A 19436-nucleotide genomic window follows, 5' to 3' on the forward strand; every position below is an offset into this window, starting at 1 on the left:
AAAGCCATTGAAAAAAAGACATACCATTACCCTGAACCTGTATGCTGCTCTTGCCTACAGGTTTTTGCTAATAATGTTCCTGTATACGCTATGCCGGCTGGGCTTTTACTTTTTTAACCACAGCCTGTTTCAGCATGTAACCTTACCCAAATACCTGTACATGTTATGGGGTGGTTTAAAGTTTGATGTATCGGCACTGATTTATATCAACCTGATATTTATCCTGCTGCAGATCATCCCTTTCCCTTTCAGGTATAAGGAAGGTTATCAGCGTTTCTGTAAATGGCTTTTCATTGTCAGCAACAGCCTGGGCATCCTGGCCAATTTTGCAGATTTTGCTTATTTCAAGTATACCCTTAAAAGAACTACGGCAACAGTATTCAGCCAGTTCGGTAACGAGCAGAACAAGATGAAACTGTTGATGGATTTCCTGGCAGACTACTGGTACCTCTTCCTGCTGTATGCCGTGTTCATCTGGGTATTCGTCTGGCTTTACAAGCTGGTGAAGGTTAAGAAACCTGTAAGCTACAAATGGCCTGCATATGTGCTGCACACTGTATTGCTGTTTGCCATCGCACTGGTATGCCTTACCGGGGTGCGTGGTGGCTGGGGTTTCGGGACACGCCCCATTACCCTGAGCAATGCCGGTGAATTTGTAGATACGCCAGATCAGATGAGCCTGGTACTGAACACCCCGTTTTGTATATTCAGGACATTGAAGGCTTCCAAATTAAAGCCGGTAAATTATTACGATGAACAAACACTGAACAGCCTTTACAATCCTGTTCATACACCTTCGGACACGGCAAAATTCAAACCCCTTAACGTAGTTTTTCTGATCATTGAAAGCCTGGGTAAAGAGCATGTAGGAAGTTTAAATACCGACCTGCAAGGCGGGAAATACAAAGGCTATACCCCATTTATTGACTCCCTGGTTTCGCAGAGCTATACTTTTACCAAGACTTATGCCAATGGGCGTAAATCCATTGATGCCCTGCCTTCAGTCATTACCAGTATCCCCGGCATCAGGGAGCCTTTTATATTGTCCATTTACTCGGGCAACAAAACCACCAGTATAGCCAAACTCCTGGGCGATAAAGGCTATGAAACGGCATTCTTTCATGGTGCACCTAATGGTTCCATGGGTTTTTCTTCCTATACGCACCTGGCGGGAATTAAACATTACTTTGGACAGAACGAATATAAAAATACCGGCGATTCGGACGGCACCTGGGGCATCTGGGATGACCCCTTTATGCAGTACATGGCACATACCATGAACACCTTCAAACAGCCCTTTTTCTCCAGCTTCTTCTCGCTTTCCTCTCATCACCCTTTCCGGCTTCCGGATAAGTATGTAGGCAAGTTCCCTAAAGGGCCGCTGCCGGTACAGGAAGTGCTGGGTTATACCGATATGGCCCTGCGTAATTTTTTCAGAACAGCAGCAGCCATGCCCTGGTACAAAAACACGTTATTTGTACTTTGTGCAGATCATGCAACGGTCTCTTATTTTCCTGAATATCAGACAACACCGGGTTATTTCTCTATCCCCATCATCCTGTATTATCCTGGCGGAAACCTGAAAGGGAAGTCGGACAAGGTGGTGCAGCAACTGGACATTATGCCTACCGTACTAAACTACCTGCATTACGATAAACCTTATTTCTCTTTTGGCTTTGATGCTTTTGCAAAAGGGAATGATAATTTTGCCATCAACAATAACGACGGGAATTTTAACTTTTACCAGGGCAATTACATGCTGGTAAATGATGGTAAACTGAACGTTGCATTGTATAACTTAAAAACAGACCGTCTAACCAGGAACAACATTTTGACCAAAGAACCGTTAATTGCGGAGCAGATGGAGAAATACCTGAAAGCTTTTATACAGCAGTATACCAACAGAATGATTGATAATACCTTAACAGCACCATAATCCATGCGAAAGGCCTTATTAAAAATAATAGACTTTTTTTATACTCCTTTTTCGCGCTGGCTCTCCCTGCATACTTTCAGGTATATCGTTTCTGGAGGCTCCACGGCCGCAACCGGAATCGTGGTTTATTACATCGCCTACAACTGGATTTTACACCAGAAAGATGTACACATTGACCTGCCCCCACTGCCAGGTTTAATTACCGCCCCCACTGCCGCACTTGCCATCGAATCGGTCATTACCTTTTTTATCGGCTTTATGCTGAATAAATACCTGATTTTCACCAAATCCAATTTAAAGGGACGTATCCAGCTGTTCCGTTATGGCTCGGTTGTGGTGACCAATATTTTGCTGAACTACGCCATGCTTAAGGTACTGGTAGAAGCATTTGGTTTTTACCCCACCATCTCCAAAATCATCATCACTGTATTCCTTGCTGTTTTCAGCTATTTTTCGCAGAAACATTTTTCTTTTAAGGTACGAAAATAGGGCATTTATTGGTGGTCGCTTAAGTATTGAGTATATTAGTAGCGTTTTTAACGACGACTTATCATGAGTGATTTTAATGACTTTAATAACCAGCAGGTGGCCAATCTGCCCCGTCATCTCCGACAGTTTATTGTGGAGCAGCATTACGAAAAATACACACCGATAGATCAGGCTGTATGGCGTTATGTAATGCGCCAGAATTATAGTTATTTAAAGCAGGTCGCTTTTTATCCTTACATCAAAGGCCTGCAGCGTGCGGGTTTAAGCATAGAATATATCCCCGATCTGCAAACCATGAACGATAATCTTGGGAAAATCGGCTGGGGTGCTGTTACTGTAGATGGGTTTATTCCACCCGCAGCCTTCATGGAATACCAGGCTTACCGCGTGTTGGTGATTGCTGCAGACATCCGCCAGATCAACCACATCGAATATACACCAGCGCCCGATATTATCCATGAATCGGCAGGCCATGCACCAATTATTGCCGATACAGATTACAACAATTACCTGAGTTACTTTGGCTCCATAGGTGCAAAAGCCATGTTCTCTTCCAAAGATTTTGAATTGTATGAGGCGATCCGCAACCTTTCTATCCTGAAAGAGGCTGTAGATGCAAACGAAGAGGAAATTGCAAGGGCCGAACGCCTGCTGCAGCAAATCTCAGAAAATATGGGCGAGCCCTCAGAAATGGCCTTGCTGAGCAGACTCCACTGGTGGACGGTAGAATATGGACTGATCGGTACACTTGAGGACCCGAAGATCTATGGAGCTGGCTTACTTTCTTCTATCGGCGAAAGTTCGACCTGCATGAAACCGGATGTGAAAAAATTATGGTATAACAAGGATACCATCAACTATACTTACGACATTACCAAGCCGCAGCCCCAGTTATTTGTAACAGAGACCTTTCAGAACCTGATCGATGTTTTAGAGGGCTTTGCAGATACCATGGCCTTCAGAAAAGGGGGAACAGAGAGTATCATAAAAGCGATAGAGTGTAAAAATCCTTCTACCGCAGTATACAGCTCTGGATTGCAGGTAACCGGGGTATTTACAGATATGGGCGTGGATGCCAATGACGAGCTTACGTTTATCAAAACAACAGGTCCGTCAGCCCTGGCTTTTGGAAATAAAGAATTGACGGATCATGGCAAACATTACCATAAGGATGGGTTTTCATCGCCGGTAGGCAAACTACGCCAGCTAGTTACCCCGCTGGAAAATATGACTGCGCAGGAGCTTCTGAATTGCGGTGTAGCACTTTACAATACTGCCACACTCGAATTTGAAAGCGGCATTACCGTAAAAGGTACCGTAAAATCCATTTTGCAGAAAGCAGGAAAAACCATCCTGATCAGCTTTAGTGATTGTACCGTAAAAGAAAGCAATGGTAATGTCCTTTTCCAGCCGGAATGGGGCATGTACGACATGGCCGTTGGCGAAAAGATCGTTTCTGTGTTTAACGGGGCGGCCGATAAAGATGCGTATGAAGAGCTGACCCACATCAGCAACAAACATACCCATAAAGTGGTATACGACAATAAAACACAGAAACTGCATAGCATTTATAAAACCGTACGGGAGATCAGGAACAACGGAACAGGCTATGAACAATTACAGAACCTGTTTGACACCTTGAAAACCGAGTATCGTTACGACTGGCTGGCAACTATGGAGATCCTGGAGATTTTATACCATAAGCAGCTTTACCCTGAACTGGAAAAAGAGATCAGGATTTACCTGCAGTTGAAATCGGCAAATGAGCTTGAATATACGAAACTGATTAACGATGGGTTACATGTCATTGAAAACCCGGTTACACAATTGATTACTGAGGAGGAAACAAATTAAATGAATATTGTATTAACAGGCGCAAGTAGTGGAATCGGATTTGAAGCCGCGCTGGAATTTACACTGAACAAAGAAAATAAAGTAGTTTGTATCGCCCGTTCGGCCGACAAACTCCGCAAACTATTGGAAATAGCCAAAGGCATTACGCCAGATTGCACTCTGCTGCCGGTGGAGTTTGATATTGTAAATGACGACTACGCTGCACTGGTTCCTTTTTTAAGGGAGAAGTTGGGCACTATTGACATCCTGATCAATAATGCCGGTTCCCTTATCAACAAGCCTTTTTCGGAAACCACCGCGGCCGATATGGCGGATATGTTTGAAAGCAACGTACTGGGGCATTTCAACATGATGAAAAACCTGCTCCCGCTGATGGGCAGCGATAGCCATGTGGTTAACATCGGCAGTATGGGCGGTTTTCAGGGTAGTGTGAAATTTCCAGGGCTATCGGCCTATTCGGCCAGTAAGGCGGCCCTGCACGCCTTAACAGAATGCATGGCCTTTGAACTGGTAGATACCGGTATAAAAGTAAACTGCCTGGCCCTGGGATCGGCGCAGACAGAGATGCTGGAGCTTGCATTCCCGGGTTACCAATCGCCGGTTATGGCCTTTGAAATGGGTAAGTATGTGGCCGACTTTGCACGTACAGGCCATAAGTTTTTCAACGGAAAAATCCTTCCTGTTGCGGTAACAACACCATAATCAACAAATTATCAACATTTTTAGGGCTAAAGTATTATTTTAATATCTTTATCATCCGAAATATGAAGAAGTACCCTATTGTATTCTTTCTTATTCTTTTTGTTGCTTTTGCGGCCAGATCGCAAACTACTATGCCGGTGCAGTATCAGGAACTGGTGAAAAACCTGACCAAACAGGGGCCGGTAATAAACAAACCACAGAAAGTTGAATCACCCAACCGCTTGCTGGACTTTGCCAAATCTATGCTGGGCATCAGGTACCGGTCGGCATCCAGCAGTCCAAGCCGGGGCTTCGATTGTTCAGGTTTTGTTAACTATGTATTCAGCAATTTTGGGTTTAAGGTACCCCGCTCGTCCAGGGATTTTGCTACAAGCGGTGAGGCCAAGAAACTGGAAGATGCCAAAATTGGGGATGTGATTGTTTTCACTGGCACCAACAGTCGTTCCAGAACACCCGGTCATGTGGGAATTATCTATTCCATTGACGGAGATGAGATAAAATTTATCCATTCCTCTTCAGGCGGCAGAAAAGGAGTCACCATTTCCAGTCTGGATGAAGGCTTTTATAAAAAGCGCTTTTTAAAAGTCATCAGTATCTTATAAGGCGGTTAAAAGTGGCACTAGAGCAGCACCACTTTTAAAGCATCATTTACGTTTCCTTTGCCCAGCCATTGCTGCGCAAGCTGGTGCAATTCCCGTTCGCGGTTAGCGGCATCACCTATAGTTGCGTCCATAATTTCTTTCACTTCGGGATTACCTGCAATAGCGTCAACGTCTTCTGCTGAAGGCAGCTGTTCTATATTTCCCAGCATGCCCAGGTCATTTCCGGTTAGCACTCTGGAATTCCTTACGCCTGCAGGCAAAGCATCTACCCCTATACCTAAGGTTGTTAAAGGTTTGGCCACCTTAAACAGACTCTCGGGTGTAACACGGCAATACCAATCGCCACCCAGCCTGGCCACCAGATCTATTTTGGCCTGGTCTATCTTCCCCTCTGCATCCAGAATTTCTTCTTTGATGTGGATCAGCTTTACTTCAGCCAGGATCAGGTTCCCTGCACCGGGGTTATCACCAAGATGGATGACCTCTTTAATGGTACATTCCATCTGTACAGGAGCTTCTGCAACCCTTGGCGGCGTAATCAGCTCGGAAGGTAGCATGGTAAAGCCGGCCTTCTCAAATTCGTTTATCCCTTTAGCATATTCAGTACTGGCCAGACTGGTTTGCTGCACCATGGCATAGTTCACTATATTGATCACACATTCCTTTACCTCCAGCACATTTTCCAAAGTATGTTTGGTGGTATTGTCACGCACCCGCCTCGCAGGTGAAAAAACACATAGCGGTGGATTGGTACTGAACATATTAAAGAAGCTGAAAGGGCTCAGGTTAACATTGCCCTTCGCGTCTATGGTAGTTGCAAAGCAGATGGGCCTTGGCGCAATGGCATATTGCATATAGTTTTGCAGCTGTGCAGGGCTAAGGTCTGAAGTTTTAATGGTCAGCATTTCCTACTTTTTCTTGAGTGCCAGAATAGAGAAATCAGTATCCACCCTTTTTATCGTGTTCACAAGACGACCCAGGCCGGTAATTTCCATTTCTACCTCATCGCCGTCCTGCAGCCATTGTGGTTTAAAGTCAGGATCATTTAAAAGACCTGTTCCGTTTAGTTCCAGGAAACAGCCGGTTCCTACAGTACCGGAACCAATCACATCACCGGGCAGGATATCCACTCCATATGCACAACGCTCAATGATCTCAGCAAAAGTCCAGTCCATGTCTGCAACACTACCTTCAGACACCTGGATGCCGTTCACGGTGCAGGTCATTTTTAAGTCGTAGGCATTTCCGGTGTGTCCGGGTTTAGGGGCAGTTTTATATTGTTCAAGTTCATCTGGTGTAACCAGCCATGGGCCTATTACCGTAGAAAAATCCTTTCCTTTTGCAGGGCCAAGGTTCAGCAACATCTCCTCCATCTGTAAAGTCCTTGCGCTCATGTCGTTCATCACCATAAAACCAGCGATATAATTGTCTGCCTCGGCAGCTGTAATGTTACGGCCTTTTTTACCGATCACCACCGCAACTTCCAGTTCAAAATCCAGTTTCTGGAAATGATCAGGCATGCATGCAATTTCGCCAGGACCCTGAACGGCATTGTGGTTGGTAAAATAAAAGATCGGGTACTGGTCGAACTCGGCAATCATCTCTACCTTACGGTTTCTGCGGGCCGCAGCAACGTGCTGTCGAAAAGCATATCCGTCACGGCAGGAGCTTGGATGAGGCACCGGTGCCAGCAATTCAAAAAATACTTCTTCTTTAGGGGTGATCTCTCCTGCTTTTATCTGCACATCGATTTTCTTAGCGCGCTCCATCAGCACTTCACCACCTTGTAAAAAAGCATTCATTTCATCCGGCAATTGTTTATCGCAGGAGTTTAGATTATAAATATGTCCGTTTACAAAAACACCCAGGTGTTCTCTGTCTTCTGTTTTATAGGATACCAGCTTCATTACCTTTACGAATTTTAAGTTTTGCCAAAGCTATATAAAATTAAACAAACAGCTGTAACAAACGGGGAGTTAAAGCACAATAGAAGCAATAAGGAAGCCTGTGGCAATGGTGACAATAACCGTGGTAAGGCCAGGTGGTGTAAAGGAGTGGTTGACCAGGAAACGGCCGATCCTGGTGGTACCTGTCCTGTCGAAACCCATTGCAGCTACGAGGGTAGGATAACTTGGGATCACAAAATCCCCATTCACGGCCGGAAACATCGCAATTAATGCCGGGGCCGGAATGCCCAATGAAATACCCAGCGGCATCAGTGCCCTTACGGTTGCGGCCTGGCTAAATAACAGGATAGACATAACAAACAGCGCAATAGCAAATGTCCATGGATGGTCGGTGACAAAAGCACTCAGGTGTGTTTCAAAGAAAGGCATATGTGCCTGCAGATAGGTATCGCTCATCCAGGCCACCCCGAATATACAAACTACAGCTTCCCCCCCTGAGCGGAAAATAGTAGACTGTGATACCTTTGAAGCCGGAATCCCGGAAACCAGGACAATAGCTGCTGCAGCGGCCAGCATCAGGAGTTCAATCATCTCGACCATGCGAAGCGGCTGCATCTTGCCATCGGTTAAAAAGGACGGCCTGAGGGATGGGATTGCCGCAAACAGCACCACACTCAATACTGCCAGCAGAAATACATATACCGATCTTTTGGCGGCTTTACTGAATGTCTTTTCTTCATGATTTGTCGTATTTTCACCATCCAGCAGCTTCACAAATTCAGGATCTTTTAACCTTTCCAGAAATTCGGGATCACGCATCAGGTCTTTCCCCTGCCGGCTGGCTACCATAGCACCGGCCAATACACCTATAATTGTTGCCGGAATGGCCACAATAAGAATATCTGTAAGCTCAAAGCCCTTTGGGGCAAGCAATGAGGTTAAGGCTACCGTTGCTGCAGAAATCGGGCTTGCCGTAATGGCCATATGTGCAGCAATAACCGAAATACTTAAAGGGCGCTCTGGCCGCACACGTTTTTTTGTAGCGACCTCGGCAATGATGGGCAGCAAAGAATAGATGATGTGTGCCGTACCGGCAACCAGCGTAAACGTATAGGTAACAAAAGGCCCCAGCCATGTGATGTGGTTTGGATTTTTACGCAATATCTTTTCGGCAATACTCACCATGTAATCCATACCACCCGCGGCCTGCAGTGAAGCGGCAGCTGTGACTACCGAAAGGATAATGAGCATTACGTCTATAGGGGGTGTGGTGGGTTTAAGACCAAAGCCAAGGGCAAATACCAGGAGGCCAACAGCCCCCATTACGCCCAGTCCGATTCCCTTCATCCGGGCACCAAGCAATATAAGCAGGATTAAAATTACCAGCTGAATCCAAATCATTGTCGTCTGTATTAATTTATTTTTGTTGGTTATTTTGTTTTTCGGTTACGTCCTAAGGGCGTTTGTTGGCTGTACAAACCAAGAAGCAAATTATTAAATAATTTTAAAAAGACTCTACAAACAGAAAAATAAATATCTGCCTGAATATTTTGGTGGTTATTAGATTTAATACTTAATTTAGCAGGCGTAAACGAAAATGATCAACAGCTGTTTCACATATCAGAACCAAGTAGCCACGCAAGCCCTGGCCGCGTTTAGGTATGCCATGCTTTCCAAAATCATTTTTGCCCAGTATTCCGCATAAACCCACCCTTTTTTGTGCTTTAAATAAAACGTTTTCTGCGTTTTATCGTTATTATCTTATTATTCTAACCAATTTAAATGACCTGCTGTTATGCCTATTTATCATACCTTAGGAACCATCCCTGCTAAACGCCATACGGTTTTCAGAAAACCGGACGGAAAGCTCTATGCAGAAGAACTGGTTTCTACTGAAGGGTTTTCAAGTCTGTACTCTCTTGTTTACCACTGCCATCCCCCTACCATCGTAAAAGCCCTGGGCGAGCCTTACTCGGTAGAGCCTAAGATAGCACGTGAAAAACATTTGCGACATACCAGTCTGATTGGCTTTAACATTAAACCTGAGGACGATTATCTGAAAAGCCGGAAAGCCGTGCTGGTGAACAACGATCTGCACATTTCGCTCGCCGCACCAAGGAAATCCATGACAGATTACTTTTACAAGAACAGCCAGGCCGATGAGGTGATCTTTATTCACGAAGGCAAAGGGACTTTAAAGACAGGCTTTGGAAAGATCCGTTTTGAATATGGGGATTACCTGGTGATCCCGAGGGGGACCATATACCAGATGGAATTTGAGGATGAAAAGAACCGCTTGTTCATTGTAGAAAGCTTTAGTCCGATCAGAACACCAAAGCGCTACAGAAATGCATTCGGACAACTGGAAGAGCATTCCCCATTCTGCGAGCGCGATATCAAACGCCCGCAGGAACTGGAAACCATTGATGAAATCGGTGATTTTAAGGTCCTGATCAAAAAACAAGGCATCATGTACCCTTATGTGTATGGAACACATCCTTTCGACTTTGTGGGTTGGGATGGCTTTCATTACCCATGGGCATTTTCTATACATGATTTTGAACCGATTACAGGCAGACTGCACCAGCCGCCACCAGTACACCAGACCTTTGAAGGGCATAATTTTGTGATCTGCTCTTTTGTTCCGCGTAAATACGATTATCATCCACTTTCTATACCTGCACCATACAACCACAGCAATGTAGACAGCGATGAGGTATTGTATTACGTTGACGGCGACTTTATGAGCAGGAAAAGTGTGGTAAAAGGACAGATTACCCTGCATCCGGGAGGTATCCCGCACGGGCCGCACCCGGGTACGGTAGAGAAGTCTATTGGTAAGGAAAGTACAGAGGAGCTGGCCGTAATGATAGATCCTTTCCGGCCGCTGATGCTCACAGAGGATGCCGTGGCCATCGAAGATGAAGGGTATCATAAGAGCTGGCAGGAAAACGTAGAGTAAAAATACAGCTGCTCTTCACTTCCTCAAACTTTTTGCGAAAGGGCAAAAAATTTGCATGTCAGCTCTGGGCACTGAATTTTTCAGGAAAGCAGGGAGAAATAGTACAGCATGTTTTAAAAGCAGCGAGCGGAAAAGAAGCATTGTAGCACTGATATAGAGAACTGAATTATTATCATAAATAAAAACTAAAATGTCAACACAAACATTTGCAGAAAAGATTGCCAAAGCGCAGGATTTTCTTCCGATAAATGGAACAGATTATATAGAATTTTATGTAGGCAATGCCAAGCAGGCGGCGCACTATTACAAAACAGCTTTTGGCTTCCAGTCGCTGGCTTATGCCGGTCCGGAAACAGGGGTTCGTGACCGTGCTTCTTATGTATTGCAACAGGGAAAGATCAGGCTGGTACTGACCACTGCCCTGAAATCTGACAGTCCCATTGCACAGCATGTTAAACAGCATGGCGATGGGGTCAAAATCCTGGCCTTGTGGGTAGATGACGCTTACAGTGCTTTCGAGGAAACCACAAAAAGAGGTGGTAAGCCATACATGGAACCGCTTACCCTAAGCGATGAGCATGGAGAACTGCGCATGTCGGGTATTTATACTTATGGCGAGACCATACATATGTTCATAGAACGCAAAAACTATAAGGGAAGTTTTATGCCGGGCTATGTAGACTGGAAGAGCGATTACGCCCCAACGGAGACAGGCTTGCAGTATATAGACCACTGTGTGGGTAATGTGGGCTGGAACAGGATGAACGAAACCGTGAAATGGTATGAGGAGGTGATGGGTTTTGTCAACATCCTTTCATTTGACGACAAGCAGATCAATACCGAATATTCCGCATTAATGAGTAAGGTTATGAGCAACGGGAACGGCTATTCCAAGTTCCCGATCAATGAGCCTGCTGAAGGAAAAAAGAAATCACAGATTGAAGAATACCTGGAATTTTACGAAGGCGAAGGGGTGCAACACATTGCTGTAGCAACAAAAGACATTTTGACTACGGTAAGGGAATTAAAAGCTCGAGGGGTTGAGTTTTTAAGTGCACCCCCTGAAGCCTATTACAATATGATGCCAGACCGTGTTGGAGCAATTGACGAAGAGATTGCGCAGCTTAAGGAACTTGGCATATTGGTTGATTGTGATGAAGAAGGCTACCTGCTGCAGATTTTTACCAAACCTGTAGAAGACCGGCCTACTTTATTCTTTGAGATCATACAGCGCAAAGGTGCCCAATCATTTGGCGCCGGTAATTTTAAAGCCTTATTTGAGTCTTTAGAGCGCGAACAAGAGTTAAGGGGAAATTTGTAAAAGCCCCTTATTCATTTAAAAACGGGGAGGGCATTCATTATATGGATGTCCTCTTTTTTATGGGGTAAACCATCAGGATTTAAAAAAAATGGTTACTTTCGGGCATTACCTTGGGCATGAAAATAAACATCATCAAGCACACAAGACTTTTTTTTATCCGCTTTGGAGCAGCATTCAAGCTATTCCAGAAAAACGATCCCCTACGCCTTGCTGGGGCAACGGCCTTTTTTACAAATTTCGCGCTTCCTCCTATTTTACTGATCCTGATCCGGCTGTTTGGTTTTTTTATGGACAGAAGAATGCTGGCTTCCAGACTGTTTGATCGCCTTGAAAATATCCTAGACAGCGAAAGCACCCATCAGATCAGGCATACCCTGAGAAATATAAGGGGGGCCGAACACCAATGGTACGTGACGTTGATCAGTTTTGTGTTTTTCCTGTTTGTAGCCACCACCTTGTTCAATGTTATTAAAAACTCAATGGACCAGATCTGGTCTATCGGAAAAAAAGACAAGGCCGGATTTATGTTTACCATGAAACTTCGCCTGCGCTCAATGATAATTATTCTATTGGCCGGCATATTGTTCCTGTTTGGTTTTGTAACAGACAGCATTCAGGCATTCATAGGTGTATACATCAACAATGCCTCCCCCACCTTCGGCAAAATATTTTTATCACTGCTTAACCAATTGCTCTTCGTGGCCATCGTGATGATCTGGTTTACGGTATTGTTCCGCTTTCTGACCAATGGGCGGCCTACCTGGAAAGCAGCGATGCATGGCGGGATACTGACCGCAATTTTGTTCACTTTGGGCAAATATATCCTACGCATACTTTTACCGCTAAGCGGAATAGGCAATGTGTTCGGTGCATCCGGTTCTATTGTACTGATTATGCTTTTTGTATTTTACTCCTCCTTTATATTTTACTTTGGGGCCTGTTATGTGAAAGTGTTGAGCGACTACAAAGAAACCCCGATACGCCCCATTAAGGGCGCGTTCAATTACGAGATAAAAGAAGTTGTAAAACCGGGTTGAAGCTCACCTTACCGAAGCCACCTGTTCAAAACCCTGCATTTCAAATACAGCAAGTTGGTTGAGCAGGTTATAGTGTAAAGTGCCAAAAAAGTTTATGATCCCGTCTTTGTTCTTTCCTTCAATACAAATACTCTCCTTCATTACTTCCTGGCGCGTTGATTCCTGTTGAGACAGGATCATAGCTTCATCCTGGATCTTTACGTCTGAGGCATCAATTGAAAACTGTTTGAGGAGCTCCAAAAAGCTCTTTCCGTTTAAAAGCAACTCTTTAATATTCATAGCCGTATCTGAATTAAGTTAGGGAAGAATATAAGATCAATTATAAGGCCAAAAACAAAGGGTAAACCACTAAGATTTACCCTTTTACACAAAATGTGGAAAACTTTTACTTGCTAGAATATCCTTAAGCCCAATCCAAAAGTAAACAAACTTAATTTGGTATCGTTGTAGCCATCCTTTCCTATTTTTGAAAGGCCTGTTTCATACCTTAAATCGAGGCCCAGTTTACCGATATCCAAACCTGCGCCAAACTGCCACGCAAAATTCTGTCCTTTAAAATTGCCCTTAAAAGCATTACTTGCAGCATCGCCGAAAGACTGTTCATCATCCAGTACAAATGATACCACAGGACCGGTATTTAAACGGATGCCTACACCTGCAGCGCCAATTTTTGTACCTACCAGAATAGGAACGTCCAGACTGGTGAACTTCACTTTATTTTCTTCCCCCGCAGTAGTCTTAAGCGTAGTATTTTTACCGCTCAGGTACAACTCTGGCTGAAGATGAATGCCTGCAGCGCCAATGCGTGTCCACAAACCGGCATAATAACCAGCGCGGTTGTCGCTGCTAAAAGTATTATCAGTGCTTAATTTAGATAGGTTTGCCCCCGCCTTTACCCCCAACTGGAAACTAGGCAGGACCTGACTGAATGCTGCCAGATTAAAAGCAACGAACAATGCTGATAGGATGATTTTTTTCATATGATTATTAATTATCATTAAATTATATGTAAAACTAAGAATATTTTCAATTGAAAACTAAATTACGTAGTTTTATCTTTACACCTTTTATAATGCTTCATATACTTTAAAGAAGTTAATTATCATCACCTATTTGAATGGATTTTACTTTTAATTCCTACGCCATCACCTTGATTATTTGCGGGACGATTACACTTTTGTTCTCTTATAATCTGTTCAGGAGAAAAGGTGAAGCGGTGCGGTTATTCGGGTTCATGATGCTCTCGAATGCCGTCTGGTCGCTGGGATATGGACTTGAACTTGCAGCAAACACGCTGCCCCTGATGAAATTTTTCATCAACATTGAATACCTTGGCATTACCACACTTCCCTTAGCCTGGTTTTTATTTTGCCTGCAGCTGGCCGGAAAAGATTACTGGTACAAGAAAGCGCTCAACCGCAGGGCTTTATTATTCATTTCGCTGCTGACGCTGCTGTTGGTTTGGACAAACGACTACCATCATTTGCATTATAAAAGCCTGAGCGTAGACACATCAGGGCCCTTTCCTATACTGGAAATAAGCCCAGGCATATGGTACAGGGTTTTTACGGTATATTTTTATGTACTGCTGGGACTGGGCAGTTATCTGATCCTGATGAAATTCCGGAAAGCTGCTCCTATTTACAGAAGACAAAACTATACCATACTTTTTGCGGCTTTAATTCCATGGATGGTTAACCTGGCCTATTTGCTCGGTTTTCGTCCGCTCAAAAACCTGGATCTTACTCCTTTTGCTTTTATTGTAGCTATTTTTTTGATTGCCATTGCCATTTACCGTTTTAAGCTGTTCGACATTTTACCGGTAGCCAGGGAAAAAGTCCTTGACCTGATTCAGGATGGCTACCTGGTGCTAGACGGGATGAACAGGGTTATTGACTACAACCCCGCCTTTAAAAAATATATTCCTGCAGCGCAGCAGGATAAGATCATAGGCAGCGCTATTGAAGACTTATTTCCAGGACAGACCACATTGGCTCAGTTTTTAAACACACACAGTTCAGGCAAAATAGAACTGAATATCGTCACGTCCGAAGGGAGTTTTGACCTGGAGGCAGATGTGATGTATCTGAACGAAAATCAATTGAACAACGAAGCTACAGTGCTCAAACTACAGGATCTGACGGCCGTGAGATCCGAGGCCTTAAAGTCCAGAACGCAGGCTGATGAACTTAAAAAGTTAAATCACCTAAAGGACCGGATATTTTCTATTATTGCACACGACCTGAGAGGGCCATTGGTAAATTTATCTGAGGTACTGAAAATGATCAATACAGGCATGATCACTTTAGAGGAATTTAAGGCCCTTTCGCCCAAGCTAAGCAGTGATATTTTGTATACTACAGATCTTCTGGAAAATATCCTGCACTGGTCCAGAAGTCAGCTGAAAGGCTATGGAATAAATAAAACTTATTTTGAGCTGAGGGGGATGATCATGAATGAGGTCAATTACCATATGCCTTCGGCGGCGATAAAAAAGATCAATATTATCCACGATGTGTTCCCGGGTATTATTGTATATGCAGACATGATCATGATACAGATTGTTGTACGCAATATCCTGAACAATGCGATTAAATTTTGTGGTGAAGAATGTGAAATAGACATCACTGCCGTTTATACCAACAGCCGCATTATGGTTTGTATTGAAGACAATGGCATGGGCATGTCGCCTGTCGCCCTGGAAATGATTTTTAGTGGCTCGGGCAGTTCAACACGAGGCACAATGAACGAAAAGGGCACTGGATTGGGCCTGATGATCTGCAAAGATTTTATGGAGCGCAACAACGGAAAAATAGTTGTTGAGAGTGAACCTGGCAGAGGCACCCGCTTTTACCTGTACCTGCCGGTAGATGAAGATAAATAATCAAGGCCCTTTTGAAAAGGGCCTTGATTATTACTGTCCGGTTGCATTGTTGATGGCCTGCTGTTCTTTCAGGGCATCAACATTGTTCTTATCTCCAAAATTTTGGGTTTTATCAGCAAAATAGCCCAGTATCGCACCTATGGTATCCAGGTTGTCCGCTACACGCTGGTGCATATCAGAAAGATCCTGATCAAGCCGCTTGTCGCCCAGTTCTATATTGTCAACTTCAATTTTCCCGATCTTCTGAATAATCGCCTGTTGTGAGTGCTGCAAATCGTTCAGTTCCCGCACAATCTTTTCCATTAATTCAAATTTTTTCAACGTATCCATATGCTCTATATTAAAATTAACGTTCTGCTTATTGTACTAAATCAACCAATTACCTTGCCAATATGTTTTTGATCTTTTTTCTTTAAACCCAATAATGTCCATTATTCTGTTAAAAATAAAGCCTCGATTTGTATTATTAACAAATAACTAATACTTTAGTTTGAACATACAGACATACATTCATGAAACATTTTCTTCTGCTTACCGCTTCCTTGTTCAGTTTTTGCTTTTCCAACGGACAAACCATAGGTCCTGACAATGAAAAATTAATTAATTATTATCAGTCGCAGCAATATGGAGAAGCAGCAGCGTATCTGAAAGGCATATATAAAGAAGATACGGAAGATACTAAAGAACTCTCGCAACTTGCCTATGTAAACCTAATGGCAGGCCGGTTAACAGAAGCTGAAATCCATTATTTAAAGCTTTACAGCAAGTTACCAAAAAATGTATCCGTTTTGTTCAACCTGGCAAACCTCAGTATAAGACGTGGGAATGACGAAAAGGCGAAAGGCTACTACAAGGAAATCCTGAAAATCGACAGTACCAGTTTTAATGCCTACAAACAACTTGCGGCCTTGAGCAGTGAAGGCAATCCGGAAGAGAAAATGGCCTACCTGATCAGCGCCAACAGGCTGAACCAGACAGAAGGCGATGTTGCCTTTGACTTATGCGAAATCTATTTCAGGATGAAACGCGTTACCGATGCAAAAAAGGTTTTGGACCCGGCTTTAAAAGCAGATAGCCTGAACCTCCGACTGCTCAAAATGAAGATGCCGATAGATATGTCTATGCTAAATTACAAAGCTTCCATCCAAACCGGACAGCAGCTTTTGAGTTATGGGGATAGCTCTTCCTTCGTGTTAAACAATCTGGCCAAGTCTTACTACCTGATGCTCGATTATCCTAACGCGCTTAAATACTTCCTTATAGCCGAAGAAAAATCAGACGGCAATGAAACCCTTTTCTACAATATTGGGTTAAGCTACCGGGGAATCAAAGACTACAAAAATGCAATTCCATATCTGCAAAAAGCCATAAAAGAGGGCATATCACCAGGGATAGCAAGTTATTATGGACTGCTTGGTGACTCCTATGAAATGACCAGTAAAAACGATGCGGCCAATACGGCCTATAAAAAAGGACTCCAGTTTGAGAACAATGGGACCCTATTGTATAATATTGCTTTGTTACACGAAACCAGGTTAAATGATAAAAAGAACGCAATAAATTATTACGAACAATACCTGAAAACCATTGATCCGGTAAAACAGCCCAGACAGGTTATCTTCATTAAAAACAAGATAGCAGAACTTAAGAAATTTTAACGGCCAACTAAGCGGGCAACATATTTACCAATAATATCAAATTCGATATTCACGGTATCGCCAACATTTACTTCATGTAGGTTGGTATGCTCAAAAGTATAGGGGATAATGAACACAGAGAATTCGTCATCTGCAGAACCTACAACGGTTAAACTAATGCCATTTACACATACGGAGCCTTTTTCTACCGTTACATTACCAGCAGTACTGTCGTATTTAAAACGATATTCCCAGCTGCCGTCCAGTTCTGCCCTCTTGATACATACAGCGGTCTGGTCTACATGCCCCTGAACAATATGCCCGTCAAGCCGGCCGTTCATCTGCATGCAGCGCTCAAGGTTAATCTTATTGCCCGTTTTCAGTTGCTTCATGTTCGACTTTTCCAATGTTTCCTGTATTGCAGTCACGGTATGGGTATCTTCTGTCAGCGCCACTACGGTCAGACAAACACCATTATGGGCCACGCTCTGATCTATCTTCAGCTGGTTACTGATGGCAGATTGTATGGTAAAATGCAGATTGGTATCCTCTGCCGTTATATTTTTTATTTCTCCGAGTGTTTCTATTATTCCTGTAAACATTTCAATCTTTCTATTTAACCAACCTGTTCCTTCTCCAGTTATTTGTGCTGTCTAATTTATCCTGTAGTACACCCAAGGCAGCACTGTTTTCTTTTTTGTAAAACACCGTTCCCATCAATGCAGCCAGCAGGGCTTCATCATCCTGATGTGTTTTTAATTTCCCCGCGCTAAAGTGTTTGGCTACAAAATGGGTATCAAAATTACCAGACCGGAAAGCTTCATGTTCCATTACAAATTTACCAAAACCCAGGGTAGTTTGTATACCAGTGATCTGGTATTCGTCTATGGCCCTGATCATCCTTTCAATCGCTTCCTCCCTGTCTTTACCATAGGTGATCAGCTTGGCGATCATCGGATCGTAGTAGATAGGGATTTCCATGCCCTGCTCAAAGCCATCATCTACCCTAACCCCATTTCCTTTTGGGGTTTTATAGGTTTGCAATACCCCTATATCGGGCAGAAAATTGTTCTCAGGGTCTTCCGCATAGACCCTCAGTTCCATGGCATGTCCGCTGATCCGAAGCTCGTCTTGAGTATAAGCAAGCTTTTCTCCACGTGCAATCTTAATCTGCTCTTTTACCAGGTCAAGGCCGGTGATCATCTCTGTAACCGGGTGTTCTACCTGCAGGCGGGTATTCATTTCCAGGAAAAAGAATTCCAGGTTTTCATCCAGAATAAACTCTACCGTACCTGCACTCACATAATTTACAGAACGGGCCACATCAACTGCGCATTTGCCCATTCTGGCCCTTATTTCCGCGGTCAATACACTTGATGGCGCCTCTTCGATCACTTTCTGGTGCCGACGCTGAATGGAACATTCCCGTTCAAAAAGATGTACAATATTGCCATGCGTATCGCCCAGCACCTGGATTTCTATATGCCTTGGAGACGAAACATACCGTTCAATAAAAACAGATCCATCACCAAATGCAGAAGTGGCCTCACTTACTGCAAGTTGCATCTGCTCTTCAAAGTCAGCAGGTTGTTCCACCACACGCATGCCCTTACCTCCGCCGCCGGCAGCCGCTTTTATCAGAATAGGAAAGCCTACTTCCAGCGCCCTTTTTTTTGCTTCCTCTACATCGGTGATTGCTTCTTCGGTACCTGGAACCATAGGGATCTGGTATTTTAAAGCAGCTGCTTTTGCCGACAGTTTATTGCCCATAATCTCCATGGCTTCCGGAGTCGGTCCAATCAGAATCAGGCCTGATTCTTTTACCAGCCTGGCAAATGCAGCATTTTCGGACAAAAACCCATAACCAGGATGAATGGCCTCTGCACCAGTGATTTTACAGGCCTCAATAATTTTTTGTCCAATCAGGTAAGATTGATTTGAGGGAGCCGGCCCAATACAAACAGCCTCATCTGCATACAATACATGGAGTGAAGCCCTGTCGGCCTCAGAATATACCGCTACTGTTTTTATTCCCATTTCCTTTGCAGAACGCATGATACGCAATGCGATTTCTCCCCTGTTGGCGATAAGAATTTTCTTCATTA

Annotated in this window: 18 protein-coding genes; 10 read left to right on the plus strand and 8 right to left on the minus strand. The window is 43.8% G+C overall.

Annotated elements, in window-relative coordinates; translation table 11 throughout:
* The first annotated feature begins 7 nt into the window (after positions 1–7).
* The 5 genes from B9A91_RS04305 to B9A91_RS04325 all read left to right on the plus strand — a co-directional run bounded on the left by B9A91_RS04305 (position 8) and on the right by B9A91_RS04325 (position 5583).
* Positions 8–1936: an LTA synthase family protein gene (locus tag B9A91_RS04305; RefSeq protein ID WP_084237172.1), complete on the plus strand. Its 1929-nt coding sequence runs from the start codon at positions 8–10 to the stop codon at positions 1934–1936.
* A 3-nt stretch (positions 1937–1939) separates the two neighbouring features.
* Positions 1940–2425: a GtrA family protein gene (locus B9A91_RS04310; RefSeq protein WP_084237173.1), complete on the plus strand. Its 486-nt coding sequence runs from the start codon at positions 1940–1942 to the stop codon at positions 2423–2425.
* A 63-nt stretch (positions 2426–2488) separates the two neighbouring features.
* Positions 2489–4279, plus strand: a complete 1791-nt coding sequence (locus tag B9A91_RS04315) for an aromatic amino acid hydroxylase (protein ID WP_084237174.1) — start codon at positions 2489–2491, stop codon at positions 4277–4279.
* A complete protein-coding gene (locus B9A91_RS04320; RefSeq protein WP_084237175.1) occupies positions 4280–4981 on the plus strand; it encodes an SDR family oxidoreductase in 702 nt (233 codons plus the stop codon).
* Positions 4982–5043: 62 nt separating this feature from the next.
* Complete coding sequence (locus B9A91_RS04325) at positions 5044–5583, plus strand: C40 family peptidase (RefSeq protein WP_084237176.1); 540 nt, start codon at positions 5044–5046, stop codon at positions 5581–5583.
* Between the two features lie 17 nt (positions 5584–5600).
* Here the strand turns inward: B9A91_RS04325 and B9A91_RS04330 are convergent, their stop codons facing one another.
* From B9A91_RS04330 to B9A91_RS04340, 3 genes are all read right to left on the minus strand, one after another.
* On the minus strand, positions 5601–6488 hold the full coding sequence (locus B9A91_RS04330; RefSeq protein ID WP_084237177.1) for a flavin reductase family protein: 888 nt from the start codon (positions 6486–6488) through the stop codon (positions 5601–5603).
* A gap of 3 nt (positions 6489–6491) precedes the next feature.
* On the minus strand, positions 6492–7490 hold the full coding sequence (locus B9A91_RS04335) for a fumarylacetoacetate hydrolase family protein (protein WP_084237178.1): 999 nt from the start codon (positions 7488–7490) through the stop codon (positions 6492–6494).
* 69 nt (positions 7491–7559) lie between these two features.
* On the minus strand, positions 7560–8891 hold the full coding sequence (locus tag B9A91_RS04340; protein ID WP_084237179.1) for an anaerobic C4-dicarboxylate transporter family protein: 1332 nt from the start codon (positions 8889–8891) through the stop codon (positions 7560–7562).
* A 394-nt stretch (positions 8892–9285) separates the two neighbouring features.
* On the opposite strand from B9A91_RS04340, the gene B9A91_RS04345 reads away from it, so the two are divergent.
* The 3 genes from B9A91_RS04345 to B9A91_RS04355 all read left to right on the plus strand — a co-directional run bounded on the left by B9A91_RS04345 (position 9286) and on the right by B9A91_RS04355 (position 12810).
* The gene (locus tag B9A91_RS04345; protein WP_084237180.1) at positions 9286–10452 is read left to right on the plus strand and encodes a homogentisate 1,2-dioxygenase; all 1167 of its coding nucleotides are present in this window, start codon (positions 9286–9288) and stop codon (positions 10450–10452) included.
* A gap of 190 nt (positions 10453–10642) precedes the next feature.
* Positions 10643–11773, plus strand: a complete 1131-nt coding sequence (gene hppD / locus B9A91_RS04350) for a 4-hydroxyphenylpyruvate dioxygenase (RefSeq protein ID WP_084237181.1) — start codon at positions 10643–10645, stop codon at positions 11771–11773.
* A gap of 116 nt (positions 11774–11889) precedes the next feature.
* Positions 11890–12810: a YihY/virulence factor BrkB family protein gene (locus B9A91_RS04355; RefSeq protein ID WP_084237182.1), complete on the plus strand. Its 921-nt coding sequence runs from the start codon at positions 11890–11892 to the stop codon at positions 12808–12810.
* 3 nt (positions 12811–12813) lie between these two features.
* Here B9A91_RS04355 and B9A91_RS04360 read toward each other — a convergent pair whose 3' ends face one another.
* Positions 12814–13089 (minus strand): hypothetical protein, encoded by a 276-nt coding sequence (locus tag B9A91_RS04360; RefSeq protein ID WP_084237183.1) that lies wholly within the window; start codon positions 13087–13089, stop codon positions 12814–12816.
* Between the two features lie 113 nt (positions 13090–13202).
* Positions 13203–13790 (minus strand): porin family protein, encoded by a 588-nt coding sequence (locus B9A91_RS04365; protein WP_084237184.1) that lies wholly within the window; start codon positions 13788–13790, stop codon positions 13203–13205.
* Positions 13791–13927: 137 nt separating this feature from the next.
* On the opposite strand from B9A91_RS04365, the gene B9A91_RS04370 reads away from it, so the two are divergent.
* Positions 13928–15694 carry a sensor histidine kinase gene (locus B9A91_RS04370; RefSeq protein ID WP_084237185.1) on the plus strand — a complete coding sequence of 589 codons (1767 nt, stop codon included), beginning with the start codon at positions 13928–13930 and terminating at the stop codon, positions 15692–15694.
* 30 nt (positions 15695–15724) lie between these two features.
* Here the strand turns inward: B9A91_RS04370 and B9A91_RS04375 are convergent, their stop codons facing one another.
* The gene (locus tag B9A91_RS04375; protein WP_084237186.1) at positions 15725–16024 is read right to left on the minus strand and encodes a hypothetical protein; all 300 of its coding nucleotides are present in this window, start codon (positions 16022–16024) and stop codon (positions 15725–15727) included.
* Between the two features lie 182 nt (positions 16025–16206).
* Here B9A91_RS04375 and B9A91_RS04380 point away from each other — a divergent pair, with 182 nt between their 5' ends.
* Positions 16207–17352: a tetratricopeptide repeat protein gene (locus tag B9A91_RS04380; RefSeq protein ID WP_084237187.1), complete on the plus strand. Its 1146-nt coding sequence runs from the start codon at positions 16207–16209 to the stop codon at positions 17350–17352.
* Here B9A91_RS04380 and B9A91_RS04385 read toward each other — a convergent pair.
* Together B9A91_RS04385 and accC are read right to left on the minus strand one after the other, a co-directional pair.
* Positions 17349–17933, minus strand: a complete 585-nt coding sequence (locus tag B9A91_RS04385; protein WP_084237188.1) for a riboflavin synthase — start codon at positions 17931–17933, stop codon at positions 17349–17351. The two genes, B9A91_RS04380 and B9A91_RS04385, sit on opposite strands and share 4 nt — an antisense overlap.
* A gap of 10 nt (positions 17934–17943) precedes the next feature.
* Positions 17944–19434, minus strand: coding sequence for an acetyl-CoA carboxylase biotin carboxylase subunit (gene accC, locus B9A91_RS04390; RefSeq protein ID WP_084237189.1), 1491 nt, complete (start codon positions 19432–19434; stop codon positions 17944–17946).
* Positions 19435–19436 lie beyond the last annotated feature (2 nt).

It is taken from the genome of Pedobacter africanus, from assembly GCF_900176535.1.
GTDB lineage: Bacteria > Bacteroidota > Bacteroidia > Sphingobacteriales > Sphingobacteriaceae > Pedobacter > Pedobacter africanus.

What these genes read in the sequence shown, in the direction of transcription:
- accC (WP_084237189.1), bottom strand. Translation starts at nt 19,434, where the DNA reads ATGAAGAAAATTCTTATCGCCAACAGGGGAGAAATCGCATTGCGTATC.
- B9A91_RS04320 (WP_084237175.1), top strand. Translation starts at nt 4,280, where the DNA reads ATGAATATTGTATTAACAGGCGCAAGTAGTGGAATCGGATTTGAAGCC.
- B9A91_RS04375 (WP_084237186.1), bottom strand. Translation starts at nt 16,024, where the DNA reads ATGGATACGTTGAAAAAATTTGAATTAATGGAAAAGATTGTGCGGGAA.
- B9A91_RS04355 (WP_084237182.1), top strand. Translation starts at nt 11,890, where the DNA reads ATGAAAATAAACATCATCAAGCACACAAGACTTTTTTTTATCCGCTTT.
- B9A91_RS04340 (WP_084237179.1), bottom strand. Translation starts at nt 8,891, where the DNA reads ATGATTTGGATTCAGCTGGTAATTTTAATCCTGCTTATATTGCTTGGT.
- B9A91_RS04370 (WP_084237185.1), top strand. Translation starts at nt 13,928, where the DNA reads ATGGATTTTACTTTTAATTCCTACGCCATCACCTTGATTATTTGCGGG.
- B9A91_RS04365 (WP_084237184.1), bottom strand. Translation starts at nt 13,790, where the DNA reads ATGAAAAAAATCATCCTATCAGCATTGTTCGTTGCTTTTAATCTGGCA.
- B9A91_RS04380 (WP_084237187.1), top strand. Translation starts at nt 16,207, where the DNA reads ATGAAACATTTTCTTCTGCTTACCGCTTCCTTGTTCAGTTTTTGCTTT.
- hppD (WP_084237181.1), top strand. Translation starts at nt 10,643, where the DNA reads ATGTCAACACAAACATTTGCAGAAAAGATTGCCAAAGCGCAGGATTTT.
- B9A91_RS04345 (WP_084237180.1), top strand. Translation starts at nt 9,286, where the DNA reads ATGCCTATTTATCATACCTTAGGAACCATCCCTGCTAAACGCCATACG.
- B9A91_RS04385 (WP_084237188.1), bottom strand. Translation starts at nt 17,933, where the DNA reads ATGTTTACAGGAATAATAGAAACACTCGGAGAAATAAAAAATATAACG.
- B9A91_RS04360 (WP_084237183.1), bottom strand. Translation starts at nt 13,089, where the DNA reads ATGAATATTAAAGAGTTGCTTTTAAACGGAAAGAGCTTTTTGGAGCTC.
- B9A91_RS04335 (WP_084237178.1), bottom strand. Translation starts at nt 7,490, where the DNA reads ATGAAGCTGGTATCCTATAAAACAGAAGACAGAGAACACCTGGGTGTT.
- B9A91_RS04315 (WP_084237174.1), top strand. Translation starts at nt 2,489, where the DNA reads ATGAGTGATTTTAATGACTTTAATAACCAGCAGGTGGCCAATCTGCCC.
- B9A91_RS04325 (WP_084237176.1), top strand. Translation starts at nt 5,044, where the DNA reads ATGAAGAAGTACCCTATTGTATTCTTTCTTATTCTTTTTGTTGCTTTT.
- B9A91_RS04330 (WP_084237177.1), bottom strand. Translation starts at nt 6,488, where the DNA reads ATGCTGACCATTAAAACTTCAGACCTTAGCCCTGCACAGCTGCAAAAC.
- B9A91_RS04310 (WP_084237173.1), top strand. Translation starts at nt 1,940, where the DNA reads ATGCGAAAGGCCTTATTAAAAATAATAGACTTTTTTTATACTCCTTTT.